We start from the raw sequence: 21,889 nt of genomic DNA on the forward strand, positions 1-21,889 counted from the left end.
ATTTTTAGTTTCAAGAGTCTTTTTGCTCGATTCGAGTAAATTTCTCAATTATTGATTCAATTTGCGCTTCGGCTGGGCAAACGACACAAAAACGGCTTTGATACTCCTGGTCCACAAAATAGGGAACACTCAATATCACATAGCGCGATAAATTGGCTTCATCCACTTCAGAGCCCAATAACACGGACACCCCTTCGCGAAACGCTAGTTTATCTTCAACTTGATGTAAAAATGGTACGCCAAGACTTAAATCATTAGATTGCTCTAAACGATTATATATATATCGTTCACCAACCACGATACTGTTATCAGTCCCAAGCTGCAAACTCAGCTCCCGAGTCCACTGTGTCAGTAGCTCTCGACAATTGGGCATCGCGCTATTCGCCATAGCTCGCATGCGGTGTAATCCCTCTTTTAGGGTTTGCTGACTGAACACGGTATTCATCCACAACGCAAATTGGTAGCGTATTTCATCCGAATTGTCTGCCGGTTTATTAATACAGATGTTCTGAGACTGCCCTGCCCTGTCAATTAATAATACCAGCCAGTGTTTTCTATCAAAGTCTAAAACTTCGACACGAAATACTTTTTGACTACTAACTTGAGGTAAACCTACCACGCAACAGACTTCATATTGCTGGCTGAGCGAATGCGCCAATGTTACAAGTTGCTCTTGCTCAGGCTGCCAATAAGAAGCAATATCGCCTAATTCAAAATACTCTTGCAGCCAATATTTGATACCAATATCTGATGGGACACGTCCAGCTGACGTATGTGGTGAAAACAATAAGCCTTGGTTTTCTAGTCGTGCCATTGCATTACGTACAGTTGCAGAACAAATCGCCATACCTTTCATCTTGGCAATTTTACTGGACGCAACAGGCATCCCCTCTCCATTGCAGTAAAGGCTCATCACAGCTGAAAAAACTTGTTTGTCGCGGGCACTTAATTTCATAATTATCTATGTTGGGGCTAATTTCAAAGTTTCAAGCGCCTCAAATTTAAGATAATCTTGGTAAAGTTTAAACATCAAGGATTTGCGTTAAAAATGAGCACTCCATTTAACACCATCGGCCTTATCGGAAAACCAAACCATGACGGCGCCGCTCAGACCTTACATCGCCTTTATACATTTTTGCAAGCTCTCGGATATGAAGTTTTTGTCGAACGCCGTGCTGGTAAACAACTTACCAGCCTAGCAAACAGCCAGCTTTTAGATCTTGTAGAGTTAGGTGAAAAATGTGATTTGGCTGTTGTAGTAGGCGGTGATGGCAACATGCTAGGCGCTGCCCGCGTACTCGCACGATTCGATGTTGCTGTAATTGGAGTAAACAGAGGTAACCTCGGCTTTCTAACTGACCTTAACCCCCACGACTTCGAACCTGAGCTTGAACAAGTCTTAAGTGGTAAATTTGTCGAAGAACATCGCTTTCTTTTAGAAGTTGAAGTATACAGACATGCCCAATTAAAAAGCGCAAACCTCGCGGTCAATGAGGCAGTATTGCACGCTGACAAAGTGGCACATATGATCGAGTTTGAAGCATTTATAGATGACCAGTTTGTATTTTCGCAGCGCTCTGATGGTTTAATAGTCACAACACCCACAGGATCGACGGCCTACTCCCTTTCTGGTGGTGGGCCTATCTTAACGCCCGAGTTAAATGCAGTGGCGTTGGTCCCTATGTTTCCACATACTTTGTCCAGCCGCCCACTGGTCGTTGATGCTAATAAGCAAATTAAACTGAAATTAAGTCCAGAAAACACAGCAAGCCTACAAGTCAGTTGCGACAGCCATGTCGTATTGGCCTTGCTTTCTGGTGATGAAGTAGTGGTCAAAAAAGCCTCACAAAAGCTTCGTCTTATTCATCCTACAAGCTATTCCTACTACCATGTTCTTAGAGAAAAACTAAATTGGGGCAGTAGGCTTTACTAAAGCAAATTTGTTAAGCAGAATAGGGCTGATTTATTTTCTATATTAGGGAAAAGTAATACAACATGACTTACATAGTGATTGTGTCGATAGTGTTGCTCATCACTATCCTTGGCGTCTACATGGTTATTGAAAACAATCGACAAAAAGCACGAGATGCCGAGAAACGCATTTTCAATGAGCGCGTTAAAGATATTACAGGTCTGTACAAACGAAAAATATCTGAGTATGTCGATTGCAAACTAATTAGGCCTAAACATACGCCTAAGTTTAATGCAATCGTCAGTAATTTTTTTGTAGTTCAGCCTCATAATGATGAAAACCTAGACAGACTAGAAAAAGTAAGTGAACTCTTACTAATGCAAATTGGCTCAGAACTCAATAAGTGCAGGAACAACGATAGCCTTGAGTTGTTATCTGAGCAATTGTTTCTTTTTGCGGCGGAACTGCCTTCTACTGGTATTGCCTACAACAAAGCTTTCTATACCGAAGTTTTACCTGCACTAATTTCACGTATTCAAACACCCGACTCATACGATGCAAACTCTGCAGACCAAGACTCTGATATTCAAGAGGAAGAGGCGGAAATAGAAGAATCAAAATTAGAACAGGACAATCCTCCTATGCAGCGCCAAACGGCTGACACTGCCAATTAAAAAGTTGCTTTTTTAAAAAATGCTGTATAAATTAACAGTAAAATACTGTTTGGATATACAGCATGCTTACGAGTTTGCAAATTAAGAACTTTGCGATTGTCAGTGAATTAAACATTGATTGGCGCACTGGAATGACTGCAATCACTGGTGAAACCGGTGCCGGTAAATCTATTGCCATTGACGCTTTATCTTTATGTCTTGGTGAGAGAGCAGATGCCAACGCTATTCGCCCTCAAAGTAGTAAAGCTGAAATCTCAGCACAGTTTGATATTCGAAGCTTAACCCAAGCACAAAAGTTCCTCTCTGGACTATTACTCGATGATGATGAGCAAAACTGTATCTTGCGAAGAGTGATTACGCGAAATGGCCGCAGTAAAAGCTTTATTAACGGCTCATCAGTAACCGCAGCTCAATTAAAAGAGCTTGGGCAAATGCTCATAGCAATTCATGGCCAACATGCTCACCAATTGCTGCTTAAGCCCGAACATCAGCTTGGGTTACTTGATGCTTATGCAGGGCACCATAATTTGCTCAATGCAGTCAAAGCACAGTATAACCATTACCAAAAGCTGCAAAAAGAACATACTCATTTAATTAAACAACAGCAAGCCCAAGCTGCGAAAAAACAGTTGTTAGAATATCAAGTTGAAGAACTTGATGAATTTGCCTTGCAAGAGGGTGAGTATGAGCAAATAGAAGCTGAGCATAATCGATTAAGCCACTCACAAACGCTGGTTGAGAGCTGCCAAAGAGAGCTCATGAACCTATACGAACAGGATGACCAAACAGTACTAGGTCAATTGCAACACAGTGTACAAACTTTTAGTGAACTCAGCAATTTAGATAAGTCTTTAGAGGGCATTAGCATGATGCTCAATGAAGCCACTGTACAACTTGAAGAAGCTTGCCGAGAAATCCGCAGTTATGGTGAAAGTGTCGAGCAAGATCCGTTGCGGTTGCAGGAAATAGAAGAGCGTATCACTCAAGCTATGGCTCTATCGCGAAAACACCAGATACAGCCTGATCAATTGGCAGCACATCACACTGCCTTGAAATTAGAGCTGGATGGCATTTGTTCTGACAATGCTCGCATAGATCATTTAGAGCACGAAATTGCAGAGGCACTTCATGCCTATCATATTTCGGCAAACCAATTGAGCGAAAGTCGAGCGCTATCGGCAGACAAGCTGAACACCTTAATCACTGAAAGTATGCATGAGCTATCAATGGAGAATGGCCGTTTTGCAATAGAATTAGTTAAAGAAAATGGCCGACGTCCCAATGAGTTGGGAATGGATAGCATTGACTTTCTTGTATCTACTAACCCAGGACAGCCAATGCAACCGCTCGCAAAAGTTGCTTCTGGTGGTGAGCTTTCTCGAATTAGCTTAGCAATTCAAGTTATCATCGCAAATAAAGTAACTACCCCGACGCTAATCTTTGATGAAGTTGATGTTGGTATTTCAGGCCCAACTGCATCGCAAGTTGGCAAACAACTCCGCTTGCTAGGCGGTTCAACGCAAGTGATCTGTGTTACTCACCTACCTCAAGTTGCCTGTAGTGGTCACCAGCAGTTTTTCGTTAAAAAGGACGTGGACAACGCCCAAACTTATACCTCAATGGTACCTTTAGACGAGAATAAACGAATAGATGAAATAGCAAGGCTACTTGGAGGCGACAGCGTAAGTGAAACAACCCGTGCAAGCGCAAAAGAGCTACTAACTAACAGTTCAGCGCTGCGCTTAAGTTAAATCAGCCGACTATATAGACCTTGTTACGGTTGCCAGTGTAGTAGGCAGTTTGTAACAAGGTGAAAAAGATTACCTGTTGGTAGTCATTTTCAATAGTGTCCTATCTTTTTTCACATAGTGATGAAAAAATGCTGCGTCGGCGTGCCCTCTAACTAATATTCAGATCAACCAAGCGCCGAGTATTTCCTTGTGAATAAAGTCTATTGGCTTTTCAAACTCTGCAAAATGAGCCCTAGGCCATCTGAGACAATATATTTAAACATATCGGTACTCTCAAACTTGGGAATATCAAACATGAAAAAAACTCAGTATTAACGCCTGTACCAATATAACCTGTAACTGGGGCAATAATCATTACTGCATAAAGCCCGTAGTGACCTAGATGTGCAGCTATATGTTCAAGCTTAGATCCTTAGGTGATTGATTCATAATTCGCCACGCTATACGCACCCCACAACGGCTATAATTGATACACCAAACGATAAATGTAGCTGCAATGCATTCCAATTTTCCGGAGTCTTTGCTTCTGTATACCATTGTCAATAATAGACCGACATGTAAGCCGCTAAGAATAAAATCGCCGTTGTCCAGTGGATCCATTTCGCAACACATCCATAATTCAATTCAGTATTTTTAATACTCATATTAATATCATTTTCAATTCTAATTGACGCACGTTGCCTACTATTCTAAGACATTAATTATACGGGGTATTACCAATAATGGGACGTATCAATCTTTAAAAAGAATGCCCAAATCAGGGCTGAGGCGTTTAACACTAAGAACTGACCACTAAGAATGAAAAAACCCCAATACAACGTTTGTATCGGGGTTGGCTACGCAATATAGATTCTCACATCATGTGATGATTTACTCTAAACACCTAAACACCTAAACATCTATATAATCTAGGATCCCTTCAGCTGCATTTCTGCCCTCAAAAATTGCAGTGACAACCAAGTCTGAGCCTCTTACAGCATCGCCACCTGCAAATATTTTTGGGTTACTTGTTTGGTGGGTGAATGTATTTTGCTCAGGTGCGACAATGCCACCCCAATGATTGATTTCAACATCGTAACTGGCAAGCCATTCAAGATTGTGCGGCTTGAAACCAAATGCCAATATTACTGTATCTGCTTCAATAACGTGCTCAGAACCAGCCACTTCTTGCGCCTTACGTCGACCATTTCTATCTGGCTCACCTAATTCTGTTTTCACCATTTTTACGCCACATACATCGCCCTGAGCATTCAGTACAATGCCTTTCGGCTGAATGTTAAATTGAAAGTTGACGCCTTCTTCTTTCGCATTTTTCACTTCGCGTTTTGAGCCCGGCATATTTTCTTCGTCTCTGCGATAAGCACAAATTACCGAGCTGGCCTTTTGTCGAACAGAAGTTCTAACGCAGTCCATTGCAGTATCACCACCGCCTAATACAACTACGCGCTTGTCTGTCATACTGATGTAAGGCTGCTGAGATTCGTCATAGCCCATTACTCGGTTTGTATTACCGATCAAAAATGGTAACGCATCATATACCTGCTTTGCGTCTTCATTTTCTAAACCACCACGCATGTATTGATAAGTTCCAACACCAACAAACACAGCATCATACTCTGCGAGTAAATCATCCATGCTGATATCTTTGCCGACTTCAGTGTTTAACTTAAACTCAACACCCATTTCACTGAAAATTTCTCTGCGCTTCTCCATGACTGACTTTTCAAGTTTAAAAGAAGGGATACCAAATGTTAGCAAGCCGCCAATTTCTGGGTTGCGGTCAAACACGACAGCTTTAACGCCATTTCTCACCAATATATCAGCACACCCCAATCCAGCAGGGCCCGCACCTATAATCGCCACTTTCTTATCTGTCCAAGTGACATATGACAAATCAGGTTTCCAGCCCTGCGCAAAGGCTGTATCTGTGATGTACTTTTCTATGTTACCAATGGTTACTGCACCAAATTCTTCATTTAGCGTACATGCACCTTCACAGAGCCTATCTTGTGGGCATACTCGTCCACAAACTTCCGGTAAGCTGTTGGTTCTATGTGATAACTCAGCCGCTTCGATTATCCGTCCAGTACGGATCAATTTAAGCCACTGTGGAATATAGTTATGAACAGGACATTTCCATTCACAATATGGATTCCCACAGTCCAAGCACCTATCTGCCTGGGAGTCTACTTGCTGCCCAGAAAATGGTTCATAAATCTCAACAAAGGAGCTTTTACGTGTAGAGATCGGTTTTTTTCGTGGGTCTACACGTTGAACATCGATAAATTGATAAACATTTTCGCTCATAATTCCTCCTTTACTGTGCCTGTACTCTAAGCTCAGCACTACTTCTAGCACGATGACCAAGTAAGCTCTTAACGTCACTTGACTTCGGCTTAACCAACCTAAACATAGGAATGTATAAGTCAAAGTTCGCCAAAACCTGCTCAGCTCTGCCTGACCCTGTGAGCTCTAAGTGTTCAGCAATTAAACCTCTTAAATGTTCTTGATGCGAGGGTAGTTGCTCTAGGGTCATAACTTCAACCAACTCAGGGTTGAAACGTTTGCCTATGTCATTTTCTTCATCCAGTACATAAGCAAAACCACCTGTCATGCCCGCGCCAAAGTTGACACCAATTTGTCCAAGCACACAGACAACACCACCCGTCATATATTCACAGCCATTATCACCCAAGCCCTCTACAACCGCTTGAACGCCTGAATTACGTACAGCAAAGCGCTCACCAACTCTACCAGCTGCAAACAGCTTTCCGCCTGTTGCACCGTAAAGACAAGTATTTCCGGCTATAGCAGCCTGATGAGACTTGAAGCAGGAGCCAAGAGGAGGCCTTATCACCAACTTACCACCAGCCATACCTTTACCGACATAATCATTGGCATCCCCTACTAGAGTTAATTCCAGTCCCCCAGCATTCCATACGCCAAACGATTGTCCCGCAGTACCATGTAATTCAATTGACACAGGATCAGCCGCCATGCCTTGATTGCCGTACTTGCTTGCAATATAGCCAGATAACATAGCGCCAACAGAACGGTCTGTATTTTTAATACGGCTCACCAATGAAATACCTGATTTAGAGTCGATCGCCAGCAGTGCCTTGCTCAACAACGATTCATTTAACTCGCCTCGATAGTGAGAAGTGTTTTCTGCACTACAGTAAAGCGTTTGCTTACTCGGATTGTTTGGCTTAGCTAAAATTGGGCTCAGATCTAGCTTGCGCTGCTTATCGCTGTTACCTTCCAATACTTCCAGCAACTCGGTACGACCAATCAAATCGGTTAGTTTGGTTACCCCCAAAGAAGCCATAATTTCTCTCGCTTCTTGCGCGATAAATTTAAAGTAGTTCATTGCCATTTCAGGCAAGCCATGGAAGTGTCTTTGTCTTAAAGTATCATCTTGTGTTGCAACACCTGTTGCGCAATTATTCAAATGGCATATTCTGAGGTACTTACATCCTAAGGCAACCATAGGGCCTGTGCCAAAACCAAAGCTTTCTGCACCTAAAATTGCTGCTTTAATGATATCTAAACCCGTTTTTAAGCCGCCATCAGTTTGCAAGCGAATACGGTGTCTTAAGCCGTTCTCAACTAAAGCTTGCTGTGTTTCGGCTAAACCTAACTCCCACGGGCAACCAGCATATTTAACCGAAGTCAATGGGCTAGCACCTGTGCCACCATCGTAACCTGCTATTGTAATTAGATCGGCATAGGCCTTGGCCACCCCAGTTGCAATAGTCCCGACACCAGGCTCAGATACTAATTTCACAGAGATCATTGCGGTAGGATTTACCTGTTTCAGGTCGAATATAAGCTGCGCAAGATCTTCAATTGAGTATATATCGTGGTGTGGAGGTGGAGAGATTAGCGTTACCCCAGGTACCGAATATCGCAGCTTTGCAATATAAGGGGTCACTTTTTCTCCCGGCAATTGACCGCCCTCACCTGGCTTTGCGCCTTGCGCTACTTTAATCTGAATGACATCTGCGTTTTGTAAATAATGCGGAGTGACCCCGAAACGGCCTGAAGCCACTTGTTTGATACGAGAATTGCGTTCGTTACCAAACCGCGCTTTATCTTCACCGCCCTCTCCTGAGTTAGAGTACCCACCCAATCTATTCATGGCGATCGCTAAGGCTTCATGCGCTTCAGGTGATAACGCACCAATACTCATCGCGGCGGAGTCAAAGCGTTTATATAATTCGGACGCTGGTTCAACGTCATCTACTGGCACCCCTGTTTCTGGCAATTTTAATTGCATTAGGTCTCGTAAGTTTGTCACTGGGCGGTTGTTGACGATTTCAGCGTATTTTAAGTAATCCTGATACTTCCCAGATTTAACGGCTACCTGTAATGAATGAACAACATCAGGGTTGTAAGCATGATACTCACCACCGTGAACAAATTTTAATAACCCACCGTGACTTAATAATTTACGCTTGCTATATGCGAGCTGGTTGAGCAATTTGGTCTCTGCTTCAAAATTATCAAAGTCTGCACCTTTGATACGACTTACAACACCTTTAAAGCATAAATCTACAACCTGGTCTGCCAGACCTACTGCCTCAAAGAGCATTGAACAGCGATATGATGCAATCGTGCTAATCCCCATCTTTGACATAATTTTGTATAAGCCTTTATTAATGGCATTACGATAGGCAAGCGTTACATCACGATAAGACTTTTTAATCACTCCTTTATCAACAAGAGAGACTAGCGTTTCATAGGCTAAATAAGGATAAACCGCAGTTGCACCAAAACCTAGAAGCACAGCAAACTGATGTGGATCTCTTGCACTTCCTGTTTCGACAACAATATTTGAATCACAGCGTAAATTATTCTTAACCAAGCACTGCTGAACTGCACCTACTGCCATAGCTGCTGGAATTGGTAATTTCCCTTTTTCGATGTCTCTGTCTGTAAGAAGTACCATAACGCACCCAAGTGCAGCTTTCTCTTGTGCTTTATCACACACTCTGCGAATAGCTTGCTGCAACCCTTCTTCGGTTGGGTCGTAATTTAAGCTCACTTCACCCACTTTGTAGTGTGTGTCATCAGCCGATTTCAGCTGCTGGACATCTGAATAAGTTAAGATTGGAGAATTAAACTGTAGACGCTTGGCATGCCCGGTAGTTTCGTTAAAAACATTTTGCTCTCGACCAATGCATGTTGCCAGAGACATAACGTGGTTTTCTCTAAGCGGATCTATCGGCGGGTTCGTTACCTGAGCAAATTTTTGTCTAAAGTAATCATACAAAGAGCGTGCGCCCTGAGAAAGCACAGCAAAAGGCGTATCGTCTCCCATGGATCCAGTCGCTTCTTGACCATTAACGCCCATCACTCTGATCACTTGCTCAACTTCTTCGTTACTATACCCAAATTGCTTTTGGTAGGTCAGTAATACATCGTCGCTAAAATCTCTCTGCCCAGCGTCTTTTTCATCAAGCTCCTCAAAAGGCGTCAAACACTGAACATTTTGTTCTAACCATGCTCGGTAAGGGTGTCTCGCCTTTAAGTCCTGATCAATTTCTGATGACTGCCATATTTTTCCATGTAATGTATCAACAACGAGTAACTCACCAGGTCCCACGCGGCCCTTCTCAATGACTTCGTCGGCTTCATAATCCCATATACCAACTTCAGATGCGATAGTAATAAAACCGTCTTGTGTCACCACATACCTTGCGGGCCTCAAGCCATTTCTGTCTAAGTTACATGCTGCGAAACGACCGTCAGACATAACAATACCAGCGGGCCCATCCCATGGCTCCATATGCATTGAGTTGAAGTCATAAAATGCCCGCAAGTCGTCGTCCATAGCGCGATTTTTTTGCCATGCAGGTGGAACGAGCATACGCATTGCTCTAAAAATATCCATCCCACCAGCGAGAAACAGTTCAAGAATATTATCCAAGCTCGAAGAGTCTGAACCCGATTCATTTACAAATGGCGCAGCAACTTGCAAGTCTGGCAATAAAGGTGAGGAAAACTTGTAAGCTCGTGCACTTGCCCACTGTCGATTACCCATGATCGTATTAATCTCACCATTATGAGCAAGATAACGGAACGGCTGTGCCAGCGGCCATTTCGGTTGTGTATTGGTAGAAAACCGTTGATGGAATACACAAATAGCGCTAGTCATTCTTAAATCAGCAAGATCCTGATAAAAATTAGGCAAATCAGCTGGCATCATCAGACCTTTATATACTGTCACTAGCCCTGACAAGCTTGCAATGTAAAACTGGTCATCATTGGTAATTCGCTTTTCGATTCTACGCCTAGCGACATACAACCTGCGTTCCAAATCTTTTGGTCGCCACCCCTCAGATGCGCTCACAAAAATCTGCTCAAATTGTGGCAGTTGTGATTTCGCAATAGGGCCAAGCATAGATGGCTGAGTCGGCACTACTCGCCAACCAACAATTGAAAGTGTTTCTTTTTCTAGTTCTTCGTTAACAATGTTCTTAGCAACATTGGCAAGCGTTGGATCTGAGTTTAAAAATACCATCCCAACGGCATAATTTTTACCTAAACGCCATTCGTTTTCAGCAGCTATTGCGCGGAAAAAGCTATCTGGCTTTTGTAACAGCAAGCCACAGCCGTCACCAGTTTTACCATCTGCAGCAATTCCACCTCGGTGCTGCATGCGATCAAGCCCCGTGATCGCGGTACGAATTAATTTATGAGTAGCTTGTCCTTGCGCATGCGCAATTAGACCAAAGCCACAGTTATCTTTTTCTAATGCCGAGTCATATAACATAGACCCCTCCCCTTGCTACTACTGCCAGCTGGATTGACTTCGACGATTTACTGGCAGATATTCAAAACTAGCGCTGAATCAAAAACGAGTCAACCAAAATAAGAATAAATATTCACCCTCTTGAATATTTCTCAACGCCCCTCTTTTGAAACCAAAATTTAATAACTTGCAATATTGCAGGTAAATATGACATCCAAAATAAAATGACACCGGTATCAAATGTTAATTAACCCAAAATAAATACAAAGAAAATACCAGTTTACGTAAACGTAAACATGCAACAACGTGAATAACTATTCACAAAGTTGATATTTATCATTTCCGTAAATCATGCGAGTAGGTGCTACCTGTAGGTAAGGCGCCAAGGCTGTGATTACGATTGTGGGAAGCTGGAAAAATGAGAGAAAAAAGAAGAGATAAAAAACAAAAAACCCGAGCTATTGCTCGGGTTCACAGTAAAAATGTTTAGCGATGATTATTCTGCTGCTTCTTTATACTTTGCTGCTGTTTCTGTGATCAGAGGCTGTAACTCGCCTTTTTGGAACATCTCAATGATGATATCACAACCACCAATTAGCTCACCTTCGACCCAAAGCTGCGGGAATGTTGGCCAGTTTGCGTAATGCGGAAGCTCAGCTCGAATGTCTGGGTTTAGTAAGATATCAACATAAGCAAATTGCTCACCGCACGCCATAAGGGCTTGTGAAGCCTGAGAAGAAAAACCACAATTAGGTAACTTTGGAGAGCCCTTCATATATAGAAGAATCGGGTTTTCTGCAATTTGCTGTTTAATCTTTTCAATGGTTTCCATATATACCTCAAATGACGATAAGATCGTTTCACACACACTTGACTGGTTAAAAATAGTGCATATGAATCATTCAGACTACAAGTCTTAGCAACTGCCATTGCTGTTTGCTAAAACTTGAGTAAAATACTCAGGAATTATAGTATCACTATATAGAACCAAAACGTACCGAAATGTGCCCGTAGCAAGGCAACTTTTTACTGTTTTGGGAATTCAACATAAAAATGGAGATTAAAATGGCTTTTGAACTACCGTCACTTCCTTATGCTATTGATGCACTAGAGCCGCACATTTCTAAAGAAACTTTAGAATTTCACCACGGCAAACACCACAATACATACGTTGTTAAGCTAAATGGCCTAGTAGAAGGTACTGACTTCGCTAATAAAACGCTAGATGAAGTTGTTCTTAGCTCTGAAGGTGGCATTTTCAACAATGCAGCTCAAATCTGGAACCACACTTTCTACTGGCACAGCTTGGCACCAAACGGTGGTGGCGAGGCTAAAGGTAAAGTAGCTGAGCTTATTAACGCAAAGTGGGGCTCTTTTGCGGCATTCCAAGATGCATTCAATGACAAAGCGGTTAACAACTTTGGTTCAAGCTGGACTTGGTTAGTACAACTAGCAGATGGTTCTTTAGATATCGTTAACACTTCTAACGCAGCTACACCATTTACTGAAGAAGGTGTTACACCAATTTTAACAGTTGACCTGTGGGAACACGCTTACTATATCGATTACCGCAACGTTCGCCCAGAGTACTTAAAAGGATTCTGGTCTCTAGTTAACTGGGATTTCGCAAACGAAAATCTAGCTTAATTACAAAGGTATGATTGTACCAATTTAAGCAATAAAAAGACGCTAGTGCGTCTTTTTTTACACCTTTCAAATTTCGCTATCACATTAAATTCTTATATTTTTTAAGCAAATATCCAATAACATGACTAAGCTTTAGTTAAGCCTAGCATTTTAACCCCAGCTTATTTTTAACAGGTTATTGGAGTTTGATATGACTATATTTGAGCATTACCAATCCCGATACGAAGCAGCAAAAGAAGAAGAGTTCACAATCGCTGAATTTCTTGATATTTGTAAAGAGGATAAGGCAGCTTATGCCAGTGCGCCTGAAAGGTTGCTCATGGCCATTGGTGAGCCAGAAATGATAGATACTTCTACCGACGCAAGACTGAGTCGGCTATTCTCGAATCGGGTTATCGCGCGTTACCCTGCATTTCAAGAGTTCTATGGCATGGAAGATGCTATAGAGCAAATCGTTTCATATTTAAAGCACGCCGCTCAAGGCCTTGAAGAGTGTAAACAGGTTCTGTATTTACTTGGACCTGTCGGTGGTGGTAAATCTTCCATTGCAGAGAAATTAAAGTACTTAATGCAGCAAGTTCCCGTTTATGCAATTAAAGACTCGCCGGTCAACGACCACCCCTTAAGTCTATTCAACGCACAGGAGGATGGCGAACTACTTGAGAAAGAGTACGGTATTTCCAAGCGCTACGTTAAAACAGTCATGTCACCTTGGGCAACCAAACGCCTACATGAATATAATGGTGATATTAGCCAGTTCAAAGTCGTCAAACGATACCCATCCATTCTTGATCAAGTCGCTATTGCTAAAACAGAACCTGGTGATGAAAATAATCAGGATATCTCTGCACTTGTAGGTAAAGTTGATATACGCAAATTAGAGCATTTTGCGCAAAATGATCCTGACGCTTACGCTTATTCTGGTGCACTCTGTTTGGCAAACCAAGGCCTGATGGAATTCGTTGAGATGTTCAAAGCGCCTATTAAAGTGTTGCACCCTCTCCTAACAGCCACACAAGAAGGTAACTATAACGGAACAGAAGGCATCTCAGCGCTACCATTTAATGGAATTATACTTGCCCACTCCAATGAATCAGAGTGGCAAACGTTTAAAAACAACAAAAACAATGAAGCGTTTTTAGACCGTGTTTTCATCGTAAAAGTACCATACTGTTTACGCGTCTCAGAAGAAGTAAAAATCTACAAAAAATTATTGGAAAACAGTGAGCTGAAAGATGCGCAATGTGCTCCAGGCACATTGGAAACCTTGGCAAAATTTTCTTCTCTGTCGAGAATAAAAGAGCCAGATAATTCTAGTATTTATTCAAAAATGCGTGTATACGACGGCGAGAGCTTAAAAGATACAGATCCTAAAGCAAAGTCTTACCAAGAATACAGAGACTATGCAGGAGTTGATGAAGGCATGAATGGTTTGTCTACACGTTTTGCCTTTAAGATTCTCTCGCGGGTATTTAACTTTGACCATACTGAAGTCGCAGCTAACCCAGTGCACCTTTTCTATGTGCTTGAACAGCAGATAGAGCGGGAACAATTTAATGCAGAAATACAAGAGCGATACCTAAGCCACTTAAAGGGCTATCTGATACCGCAATATGTTGAGTTTATTGGTAAAGAGCTGCAAACAGCTTATTTAGAGTCTTATTCGGAATATGGTCAGAATATTTTTGATCGTTATGTTACTTATGCTGATTTTTGGATTCAGGACCAAGAGTATAGAGATCCGGATACTGGACAGCTTTTCGATAGATCAGCACTCAATGCTGAGCTAGAAAAAATTGAAAAGCCAGCTGGTATTTCTAATCCAAAAGACTTCAGAAATGAAATAGTAAATTTCGTTTTACGTGCTCGAGCCCACCACAATGGTGATAACCCAGTTTGGACGAGCTACGAAAAACTTAGAACAGTTATTGAGAAAAAAATGTTCTCTAATACTGAAGATTTACTACCCGTTATCTCTTTCAATGCCAAAACTTCAGCCGAAGATCAGAAAAAGCATGAGGACTTCGTCAATCGAATGATGGAAAAAGGATATACCCAGAAGCAGGTTCGGTTACTTTCTGAATGGTATTTAAGAGTTAGAAAGTCACAGTAATCTTAGCGATTGGAGGGTGGTCTATGGCACATTTCATCGATCGAAGATTGAATGGGAAGAACAAAAGTACGCCGAATAGACAAAGGTTTATTCGGCGCTACAAAAAACAAATAAAAGAGGCGGTCTCTGACGCCATCAACAAAAGAAGTGTAACTGACATAAGCAGTGGAGAAAGTATCTCTATTCCGCAAAGAGATATTAGCGAGCCGATATTTCATCAAGGAAAAGGAGGAAATAGAGAGCATATCCACCCTGGTAATGATCAGTTTACAACTGGGGATAAAATCCAGAGACCCCCATCAGGTCAAGGTGGCGGCGCAGGTGAGGGAAACGCCAGCGATCAAGGTGAAGGGCAAGATGATTTTGTATTTTCAATATCAAAAGATGAATACCTAGACCTGCTTTTTGAAGATCTAGAATTGCCTAATTTGCAAAAAAGCCAACTTGATAAGTTGGTGCAAATGAAAACTCATCGTGCGGGTTTTTGTAATGATGGCATGCCCAGCAACTTGGACATTGTACGCTCATTGAAGGGATCTATTGCGCGAAGAATAGCAATGACAGCCGGAAAAAGAGGCCGCTTGAAGGAGCTTGAGCAAGAACTTGAGGCGCTGCTGGTGGAGCCTGTGCCCCCTCAACAAAAAATACAGCAGCTCGAAGATGAAATTGATACGCTTAAAAAACGCATTGCTGCTGTTCCGTTCATTGATAACTATGACTTGAGATTTAGAAATTACGAAAAAAGGCCACATCCCACCAGCAAAGCTGTGATGTTTTGTTTGATGGATGTTTCAGGTTCAATGGATCAAGCTACAAAAGACATGGCAAAGCGTTTTTATATCTTGCTGTATCAGTTTCTGACCAGAACTTATAAAGACATAGAAGTGGTATATATACGCCACCATACTCAGGCTAAAGAAGTCGATGAGCAAGAGTTTTTCTACTCTCAGGAGACTGGTGGAACGATTGTATCAAGCGCCTTAAAGTTAATGGATGAGATTGTAGCTGAGCGGTATTCCCAAGGCGACTGGAATGTCTATGCGGCGCAAGCATCTGATGGAGATAACTGGGCCGACGATTCACCACATTGCACAGATATTCTAGCCAATAAGCTACTGAAGATGGTTCGATATTACGCTTATATAGAAATAACCACCCGAGCCCATCAAAGCTTGTGGCGTGAGTATCAAGGACTATCCGCAGCCTATAATAATTTTGCTATGCAGCACATTCGTTCGGTTGAAGATATTTATCCTATCTTCCGAGAGTTGTTCAAGAAAAACCGCCAAAAACAGCAAGGTGCAGCATAATCGGAGGGGAAGCGCAAATGACCTATAACCCTTTAAATGACGGTCCTGATTGGACATTTGAACGGCTTGAAATTTATCAGGCTGAGATTGCTCGGGTAGCTGAACACTACCGGTTAGATACCTACCCTAATCAAATTGAAGTAATAACCGCTGAACAGATGATGGACGCGTATTCAAGTGTTGGTATGCCTATTGGCTATGCGCATTGGTCGTACGGTAAAAAGTTTATTCAAACAGAGCAAAACTACAAACGCGGCCAAATGGGATTGGCCTACGAAATTGTAATTAACTCAGATCCCTGTATTGCTTATCTGATGGAAGAAAATACATTGCCAATGCAGGCTTTGGTTATGGCACATGCATGTTATGGGCATAATTCTTTCTTTAAAGGTAATTATCTTTTCAAAACATGGACAGACGCATCATCAATTATCGATTATCTTGTTTTCGCAAAAAATTATGTCGCACAGTGTGAAGAAAAGTATGGGATCGAAGAAGTAGAAAACTTGCTGGACTCATGCCATGCACTCATGAATTATGGTGTTGATAGATATAAACGCCCTCAACAGATCTCTTTGTTTGAAGAACAAAAGAGACAGAAAGAAAGAGAAGATTATCTGCAATCTCAGGTGAATGAGCTTTGGAAAACGATTCCCACTAATAAACAAGAAGATGCTGAAAGTTTACTCAAATTTCCTTCTGAGCCGCAAGAAAACATCCTCTATTTTATCGAAAAGAATGCGCCCCTACTCGAGTCGTGGCAGCGAGAGATTATACGTATCGTGCGTAAGATATCTCAATACTTCTACCCTCAAAGGCAAACTCAGGTAATGAATGAGGGCTGGGCTACGTTTTGGCATTATACGATACTGAATCATTTATATGACGAGGGAAAGCTCAGTGACGCGTTTATGTTGGAGTTTTTGCAAAGCCACACCAACGTTGTTTACCAACCGCCTTACAATAGTAAGTTTTACTCTGGTATAAACCCTTATGCACTTGGGTTTAATATGATGGTAGATATTCGTCGTATTTGTGAAAACCCAACTGAAGAAGATAAATACTGGTTTCCCGAGTTTGCCGGAAAAGATTGGCTAGACACATTGCACTTTGCGATGGAAAACTTTAAAGATGAGAGTTTTGTTAGCCAGTTTTTATCACCCAAAATAATCAGGGACTTTAAGCTCTTCTCAATTCTTGATAAAGAATCATCTCCGCATTTAGAAGTAAGTGCAATTCATGACGAAAGTGGATATTTAAAAGTTAGAAATAGCCTCTCAGCACATTACAACTTAAGTAACAATGAGCCAAATATTCAAGTGTATAATGTCGATGTCAGAGGTGACCGTTCATTAACATTGAGATATGTTCCTCAAGATAAGATCCCGCTCGCTGAATCTAAAATTGAAGTCCTCAAGCATTTATATCGACTTTGGGGTTTTGAAGTAAGGTTAGAACAGTTAGAAGAAGACGGCACTATTACCCTATTGGGTCAATGTCCTTTGGAATCTGCAGAAACAGATTGAGTACCAATTAAAAGCTTGAAAGCGAAAACTTTCAAGCTTTTGTAATTCTGAAATGCTAAATCACACTGCACTGACGCAGTTGTAATGTCTCAAGTTAAAGTCTACTGAGACATCGATTGGTCATAGATTGTAACTTTATTTCTACCATTTTCTTTAGAATGGTACAGTGCGGCGTCTGTGGCCTCAATCCATTGTTCATGCTTACTGAATGCTTCATCATAGCTAGCGATACCCAGACTGACTGTAAGCTTAATTTCTTTTTTATCATAGTAAATGACTGAGTTTTCAATCATACTACGCAGCCTTTCGGCAAAAATCATAGCGCCTTCAGCGTCTGTATCCACAAGAGTTACCGCAAACTCTTCGCCACCATACCTGCCCGCAATATCGGTTTCTCGCAATGTCTTTTTTAACAAGTCAGAAATATGCCTAATAGCTTCGTCGCCACCGCTATGCCCGTACTCATCATTGATACGCTTAAAAAAGTCGATATCAAACATCAATAAACTGCTACAACCATGGTTTCTTTTCAGCCGTTTAAACTCATGTCTAAGAGATTCTTCCCAATATCCTCTATTTGACAGCTTTGTTAATGCATCTGTTCGACTCATTTCTTCAAGCGTCTTGTTCGCTTTTTCAAGCTCAAGTTTATTCATTGCTTCGTCAGTAACATCATAAAGAATGACACAAATATGCCCCACTTCACCTGTTACCGTTGTCAACGGGATAAATGTTGCGTTCTGATACATATATTCCGCTTTCCCAGTAATAGGGCGGTAATTTTTGAAGCGAAATATGTAAGGCTGCTGTTCCCAAATGGTAAAAGAGCGATTTTTTAACACAAAGACAGGTTCTGCTTTCCCCCTAAACCAAGACTCATCAATACTTGGGAATAAGTCAAATACATCTTTATCTTTCACGGCACTCGGTAGCAAACCAGAATGGTTTTCCATAAAGCCATTCCAAATACAAACACGGTAGTCTCTGTCTAGTACAACCAGCCCAACGTCTACGGTGTTAAACATATCCATTAGCCAATGGATTTCATTCATATCAAAATCAGAAGCAGGCATAATTCTAGTCGTCTAATAGGTAAGCAACTTTGTATTTCAGCGTTTTCAAAGAATCCTCTGTAAACAACAGCATTAAGTCGCAGTTAATATTGTGGTGTTCTATTCCATAGCTTATTTCAATTGCTAGTGTTCTTTGCCACCTAGATTTGTTAGCTTTTACCAATTCGGAAACTTCGCAGTGCTGACCTAACACCACTGGGTGTCCCTGACTAAAAGGCATGTCTAATTGTCGCGACAACCCCGTTAAAATGGCGCCAATTAGAATATTACTTACATCCATTAACAGCTCTAGCTCTACTTTTTGGTTGAGCTTTCCCTGGTACTTCATTAAGGATGCTATTTCTTTAAAGCTGGAATCATTTAGCAGTAATAAGGCCTCACCCGAAACGCCTCCGCCAATAAACCCTTGGCAAACCCCAGATGTTGTGGCGTTTGCATCTATTGCTTGCAACGCCATATGTAACTCATTTACCTCAAGTACATTGACATTGGGTATTGGCAATTCAACAAAAACGTTCAATAGCCTTGCCAACAGATCACCTGCTTGGCCCATCGCAACATTAGCTATTTCTTGATAAATATCTCTGATTTCGGGTTCTAATTGCTCCCCGAGCTTATGTACCAAATTGGCACGGATCGCCTTGTCTTTGATCCCGTGATGAGTGATGATTTCTTCGAGCTTTTGAGCATCGCAAGGTTTACGAATAAAATCTATTGCTCCTAGTTCCATCACTCTTTGGTGAGCATTAGGCTGAATATCTCCAGATACCACCACGGTTAAAACATTTAAATCTTGCTCTTGGATAGCCTGCAGTACTTCATATCCATCCATGTGCGGCATGTTGAGATCTAGAAACAGAATTTCAGGAGAAATTGCTTTAATCTTTTCTATACAATCCAATCCATGCTCTGCAAACTCAACTTTTATATCCCAGTCATCAGGCAAAGAGCGGGCTAATTGCCTGCGTGCAAGTTTAGAATCATCGCAAATTAGGATGGGTGTTGACATAAAAGCTCTCTATTATTTGGGTTTATTTTTACCCAAGAATTCTAATTATAGTTATTTCACAGCAGCGTTGAGAATAAATATGTTAATCAATGCATGACCAATTTACAATCCAAATTACTGCCGAAGCTTGGTTATATAAAATCAGTATAATACACTGTCGAGAATTGCGAAAAATTTAAAAAGGAATACATTATGCGTAAAGTCTCTTTTTTGGCAGCAGTGTTACTTGCCACCAGCTGTTTTTCTGTCTCAGCTGAGCTTTCCGAAAACCAGCTAGATCAAGGTAAAGTTATGGCTGGAGGGAAACCCGTAACCCTACTTGGTAGCGGTGTTAAACTAGGTGATCAGGCACCTAACTTTAAAGTTGTCAATGCAGATTTCACTCCCGTTTCTCTATCTGAATTTGAAGGGAAGGCCGTTTTAATTAGCGTTGTACCCAGTCTGGATACTGGAATATGTAGTCTACAGACTAAATACTTTAATGAAAAAGTCGCCAGCGAATACCCTGAAGTCATTATGCTGACGGTTAGCACTGATTTGCCTTTCGCACAAAAGCGATTCTGTAAGCAAGAAGGAGTTGATAAGGTTCAGACGCTGTCAGATTCTGTATGGCGCAACTTCGGCGAGCAGTATGGCTTGCTTATAAAGGATATGGGTTTACTAAGTCGAGCTGTGTTTGTGCTTGATAAGTCACATAAGGTTCTGTACAAACAGCTGGTTGCAAATTTAGCAACGGAACCAGACTACGATGCTGCGATAGCTGCATTAAAAACGCTATGACGCGCAAAGTAAAAAAGCCGGCATAAGCTCAATGCTGTTCAATTTAGAGGAGCAGCTTTGCGATTAACAGGGTAACGGCTTTTATTCATCTTAACGACCCTAGGTCTACTTGGCCTAGGGCGTTTTTCTTTATAGAGTACCATCAAGCCCCCTCTCAGTGCAGCTAAACGCTTGGATGTATTGCCTGGAGAGAAAGCATTCACCATCACTTTAAGCTGACTTCCAATGAATTGACATGGAAGCTTATATCGTTCGGTGCCCTTTTGTGTGATACTGCTGCTAAGCTCGCTTCTCTCCTGACTAAGTTGTACCCCAACATCAATCCCAACAACTTTTGGTACACAAGCTCAACAGTCTTACTCCTTAGCGTAATCGCATTATGTTGCATGGATGATTTTATATCGTGGTAACTCAGCTCTATTTCCGAGCGTTCATGATATAAGTTGGCTATGTCGTTCGCGCTAAATTTATCTCTAGGCAGTGAGGTAAAGACGGTTTTATCTTTTCCGTCAATTTGTACGTAACCGCTCTAACTTGCTACTTCTTTGGTAAATCCGGGTTTTTCTTTCTGGCCTGTGGGGATATGTTCATTTCGATAAGCTTGTCGTTACTGTCATGTTCATCAAGCAAGGTGCATTTCAGGCCTTTACGAGCAGGTATCTCCCAGTGGGTTGATAAAAAATAATAAATCTGCGCCATAGAACCCTTTATCTAAAAGTGTGACTGAGTTATCTGGCTGTTGCTCCATGAAACTTTTGGCTAACGGGATTTCGCCTTTGCGATAAGGACTAATAGCGCCATCGACGATAACATGAGAGCGTACATTCATGAGCGTGACTAATCGAAGCAATGGAAAGGGGGTTGTCTATTTGTGCTTGTATTGCCACTGCCAAAATGCGCTCTTAACTCATCATTGCCATGTGTTCTGAATAAAGCACTATCAACAGCGAATACTTGTAGTCCATTCCAGCTACCTTGCGGGTAACGCTCTCATCCCCATTTATTGTATTTTTACCAAGTCTTTTGCGCGCTTCAGTTAAAGCACTTTTGGCTAGCAATTTTTCATCTGCTAAGCCGTCGGCACAAATATTTAATCGCCTTGCCACTTCAGCAATAGGTTCATTGCGAAAGAATGCCATACTAACCAAAGCACCATATCGCTGGGAAGTCTGCGTCTTCTGATTGTCACTTTAGTTGATAATTCTGCTGCCTGTGCAACTCACTCAACAGGAATGTGTTCACAAAATGTAGACAGTTGAGCCAACTCTAGTGATGAATCATCGATAACATCGTTGAACAAATAAGTGTTTGCCATAAAAAAATCCGTAATCAGAAAA

General features: G+C 41.6%; 14 protein-coding genes and 1 pseudogene. 8 read left to right on the forward strand and 7 right to left on the reverse strand.

Annotated features, from left to right (window positions below; genetic code table 11):
* Window positions 1–10 precede the first annotated feature (10 nt).
* On the reverse strand, window positions 11–955 hold the full coding sequence (locus tag N482_RS14785) for an HrcA family transcriptional regulator (protein WP_063377757.1): 945 nt from the start codon (window positions 953–955) through the stop codon (window positions 11–13).
* A gap of 93 nt (window positions 956–1,048) precedes the next feature.
* Here N482_RS14785 and nadK point away from each other — a divergent pair, with 93 nt between their 5' ends.
* The 3 genes from nadK (at window position 1,049) to recN (ending at window position 4,337) form a co-directional block, all read left to right on the forward strand.
* On the forward strand, window positions 1,049–1,933 hold the full coding sequence (gene nadK, locus N482_RS14790) for an NAD(+) kinase (RefSeq protein ID WP_063377758.1): 885 nt from the start codon (window positions 1,049–1,051) through the stop codon (window positions 1,931–1,933).
* A 62-nt stretch (window positions 1,934–1,995) separates the two neighbouring features.
* Window positions 1,996–2,586, forward strand: coding sequence for a hypothetical protein (locus N482_RS14795; protein ID WP_063377759.1), 591 nt, complete (start codon window positions 1,996–1,998; stop codon window positions 2,584–2,586).
* Window positions 2,587–2,648: 62 nt separating this feature from the next.
* Window positions 2,649–4,337 carry a DNA repair protein RecN gene (recN, locus tag N482_RS14800; protein WP_063377760.1) on the forward strand — a complete coding sequence of 563 codons (1,689 nt, stop codon included), beginning with the start codon at window positions 2,649–2,651 and terminating at the stop codon, window positions 4,335–4,337.
* A gap of 891 nt (window positions 4,338–5,228) precedes the next feature.
* On the opposite strand, the gene N482_RS14805 is transcribed toward recN, so the two are convergent.
* The 3 genes from N482_RS14805 to N482_RS14815 form a co-directional block, all read right to left on the reverse strand.
* A complete protein-coding gene (locus N482_RS14805) occupies window positions 5,229–6,644 on the reverse strand; it encodes an FAD-dependent oxidoreductase (protein WP_063377761.1) in 1,416 nt (471 codons plus the stop codon).
* A gap of 10 nt (window positions 6,645–6,654) precedes the next feature.
* Entirely contained in the window at window positions 6,655–11,115 is a 4,461-nt protein-coding gene (gltB, locus tag N482_RS14810; protein WP_063377762.1) for a glutamate synthase large subunit, read from the reverse strand.
* Window positions 11,116–11,590: 475 nt separating this feature from the next.
* Window positions 11,591–11,926, reverse strand: coding sequence for a Grx4 family monothiol glutaredoxin (locus N482_RS14815; protein WP_063359249.1), 336 nt, complete (start codon window positions 11,924–11,926; stop codon window positions 11,591–11,593).
* A gap of 233 nt (window positions 11,927–12,159) precedes the next feature.
* Here N482_RS14815 and N482_RS14820 point away from each other — a divergent pair, with 233 nt between their 5' ends.
* The 4 genes from N482_RS14820 to N482_RS14835 all read left to right on the forward strand — a co-directional run bounded on the left by N482_RS14820 (window position 12,160) and on the right by N482_RS14835 (window position 17,690).
* Window positions 12,160–12,741 (forward strand): Fe-Mn family superoxide dismutase, encoded by a 582-nt coding sequence (locus tag N482_RS14820; protein WP_063372956.1) that lies wholly within the window; start codon window positions 12,160–12,162, stop codon window positions 12,739–12,741.
* A gap of 190 nt (window positions 12,742–12,931) precedes the next feature.
* The gene (locus N482_RS14825; protein WP_063377763.1) at window positions 12,932–14,854 is read left to right on the forward strand and encodes a PrkA family serine protein kinase; all 1,923 of its coding nucleotides are present in this window, start codon (window positions 12,932–12,934) and stop codon (window positions 14,852–14,854) included.
* A 23-nt stretch (window positions 14,855–14,877) separates the two neighbouring features.
* The gene (locus tag N482_RS14830) at window positions 14,878–16,164 is read left to right on the forward strand and encodes a YeaH/YhbH family protein (RefSeq protein WP_063377764.1); all 1,287 of its coding nucleotides are present in this window, start codon (window positions 14,878–14,880) and stop codon (window positions 16,162–16,164) included.
* Window positions 16,165–16,181: 17 nt separating this feature from the next.
* Complete coding sequence (locus tag N482_RS14835) at window positions 16,182–17,690, forward strand: SpoVR family protein (protein WP_063377765.1); 1,509 nt, start codon at window positions 16,182–16,184, stop codon at window positions 17,688–17,690.
* A gap of 101 nt (window positions 17,691–17,791) precedes the next feature.
* Here N482_RS14835 and N482_RS14840 read toward each other — a convergent pair whose 3' ends face one another.
* Together N482_RS14840 and N482_RS14845 are read right to left on the reverse strand one after the other, a co-directional pair.
* A complete protein-coding gene (locus N482_RS14840; protein ID WP_063377766.1) occupies window positions 17,792–18,763 on the reverse strand; it encodes a sensor domain-containing diguanylate cyclase in 972 nt (323 codons plus the stop codon).
* 4 nt (window positions 18,764–18,767) lie between these two features.
* Window positions 18,768–19,772, reverse strand: coding sequence for a response regulator (locus tag N482_RS14845; protein ID WP_063377767.1), 1,005 nt, complete (start codon window positions 19,770–19,772; stop codon window positions 18,768–18,770).
* Between the two features lie 192 nt (window positions 19,773–19,964).
* Here N482_RS14845 and tpx point away from each other — a divergent pair, with 192 nt between their 5' ends.
* Complete coding sequence (gene tpx / locus N482_RS14850; protein WP_063377768.1) at window positions 19,965–20,552, forward strand: thiol peroxidase; 588 nt, start codon at window positions 19,965–19,967, stop codon at window positions 20,550–20,552.
* A 38-nt stretch (window positions 20,553–20,590) separates the two neighbouring features.
* On the opposite strand, the pseudogene N482_RS14855 reads toward tpx, so the two are convergent.
* A pseudogene (locus N482_RS14855) lies at window positions 20,591–21,867 on the reverse strand (IS4 family transposase).
* Window positions 21,868–21,889 lie beyond the last annotated feature (22 nt).

Source organism: Pseudoalteromonas luteoviolacea NCIMB 1942, from assembly GCF_001625595.1.
GTDB classification, from domain to species: Bacteria; Pseudomonadota; Gammaproteobacteria; order Enterobacterales; family Alteromonadaceae; genus Pseudoalteromonas; species Pseudoalteromonas luteoviolacea_A.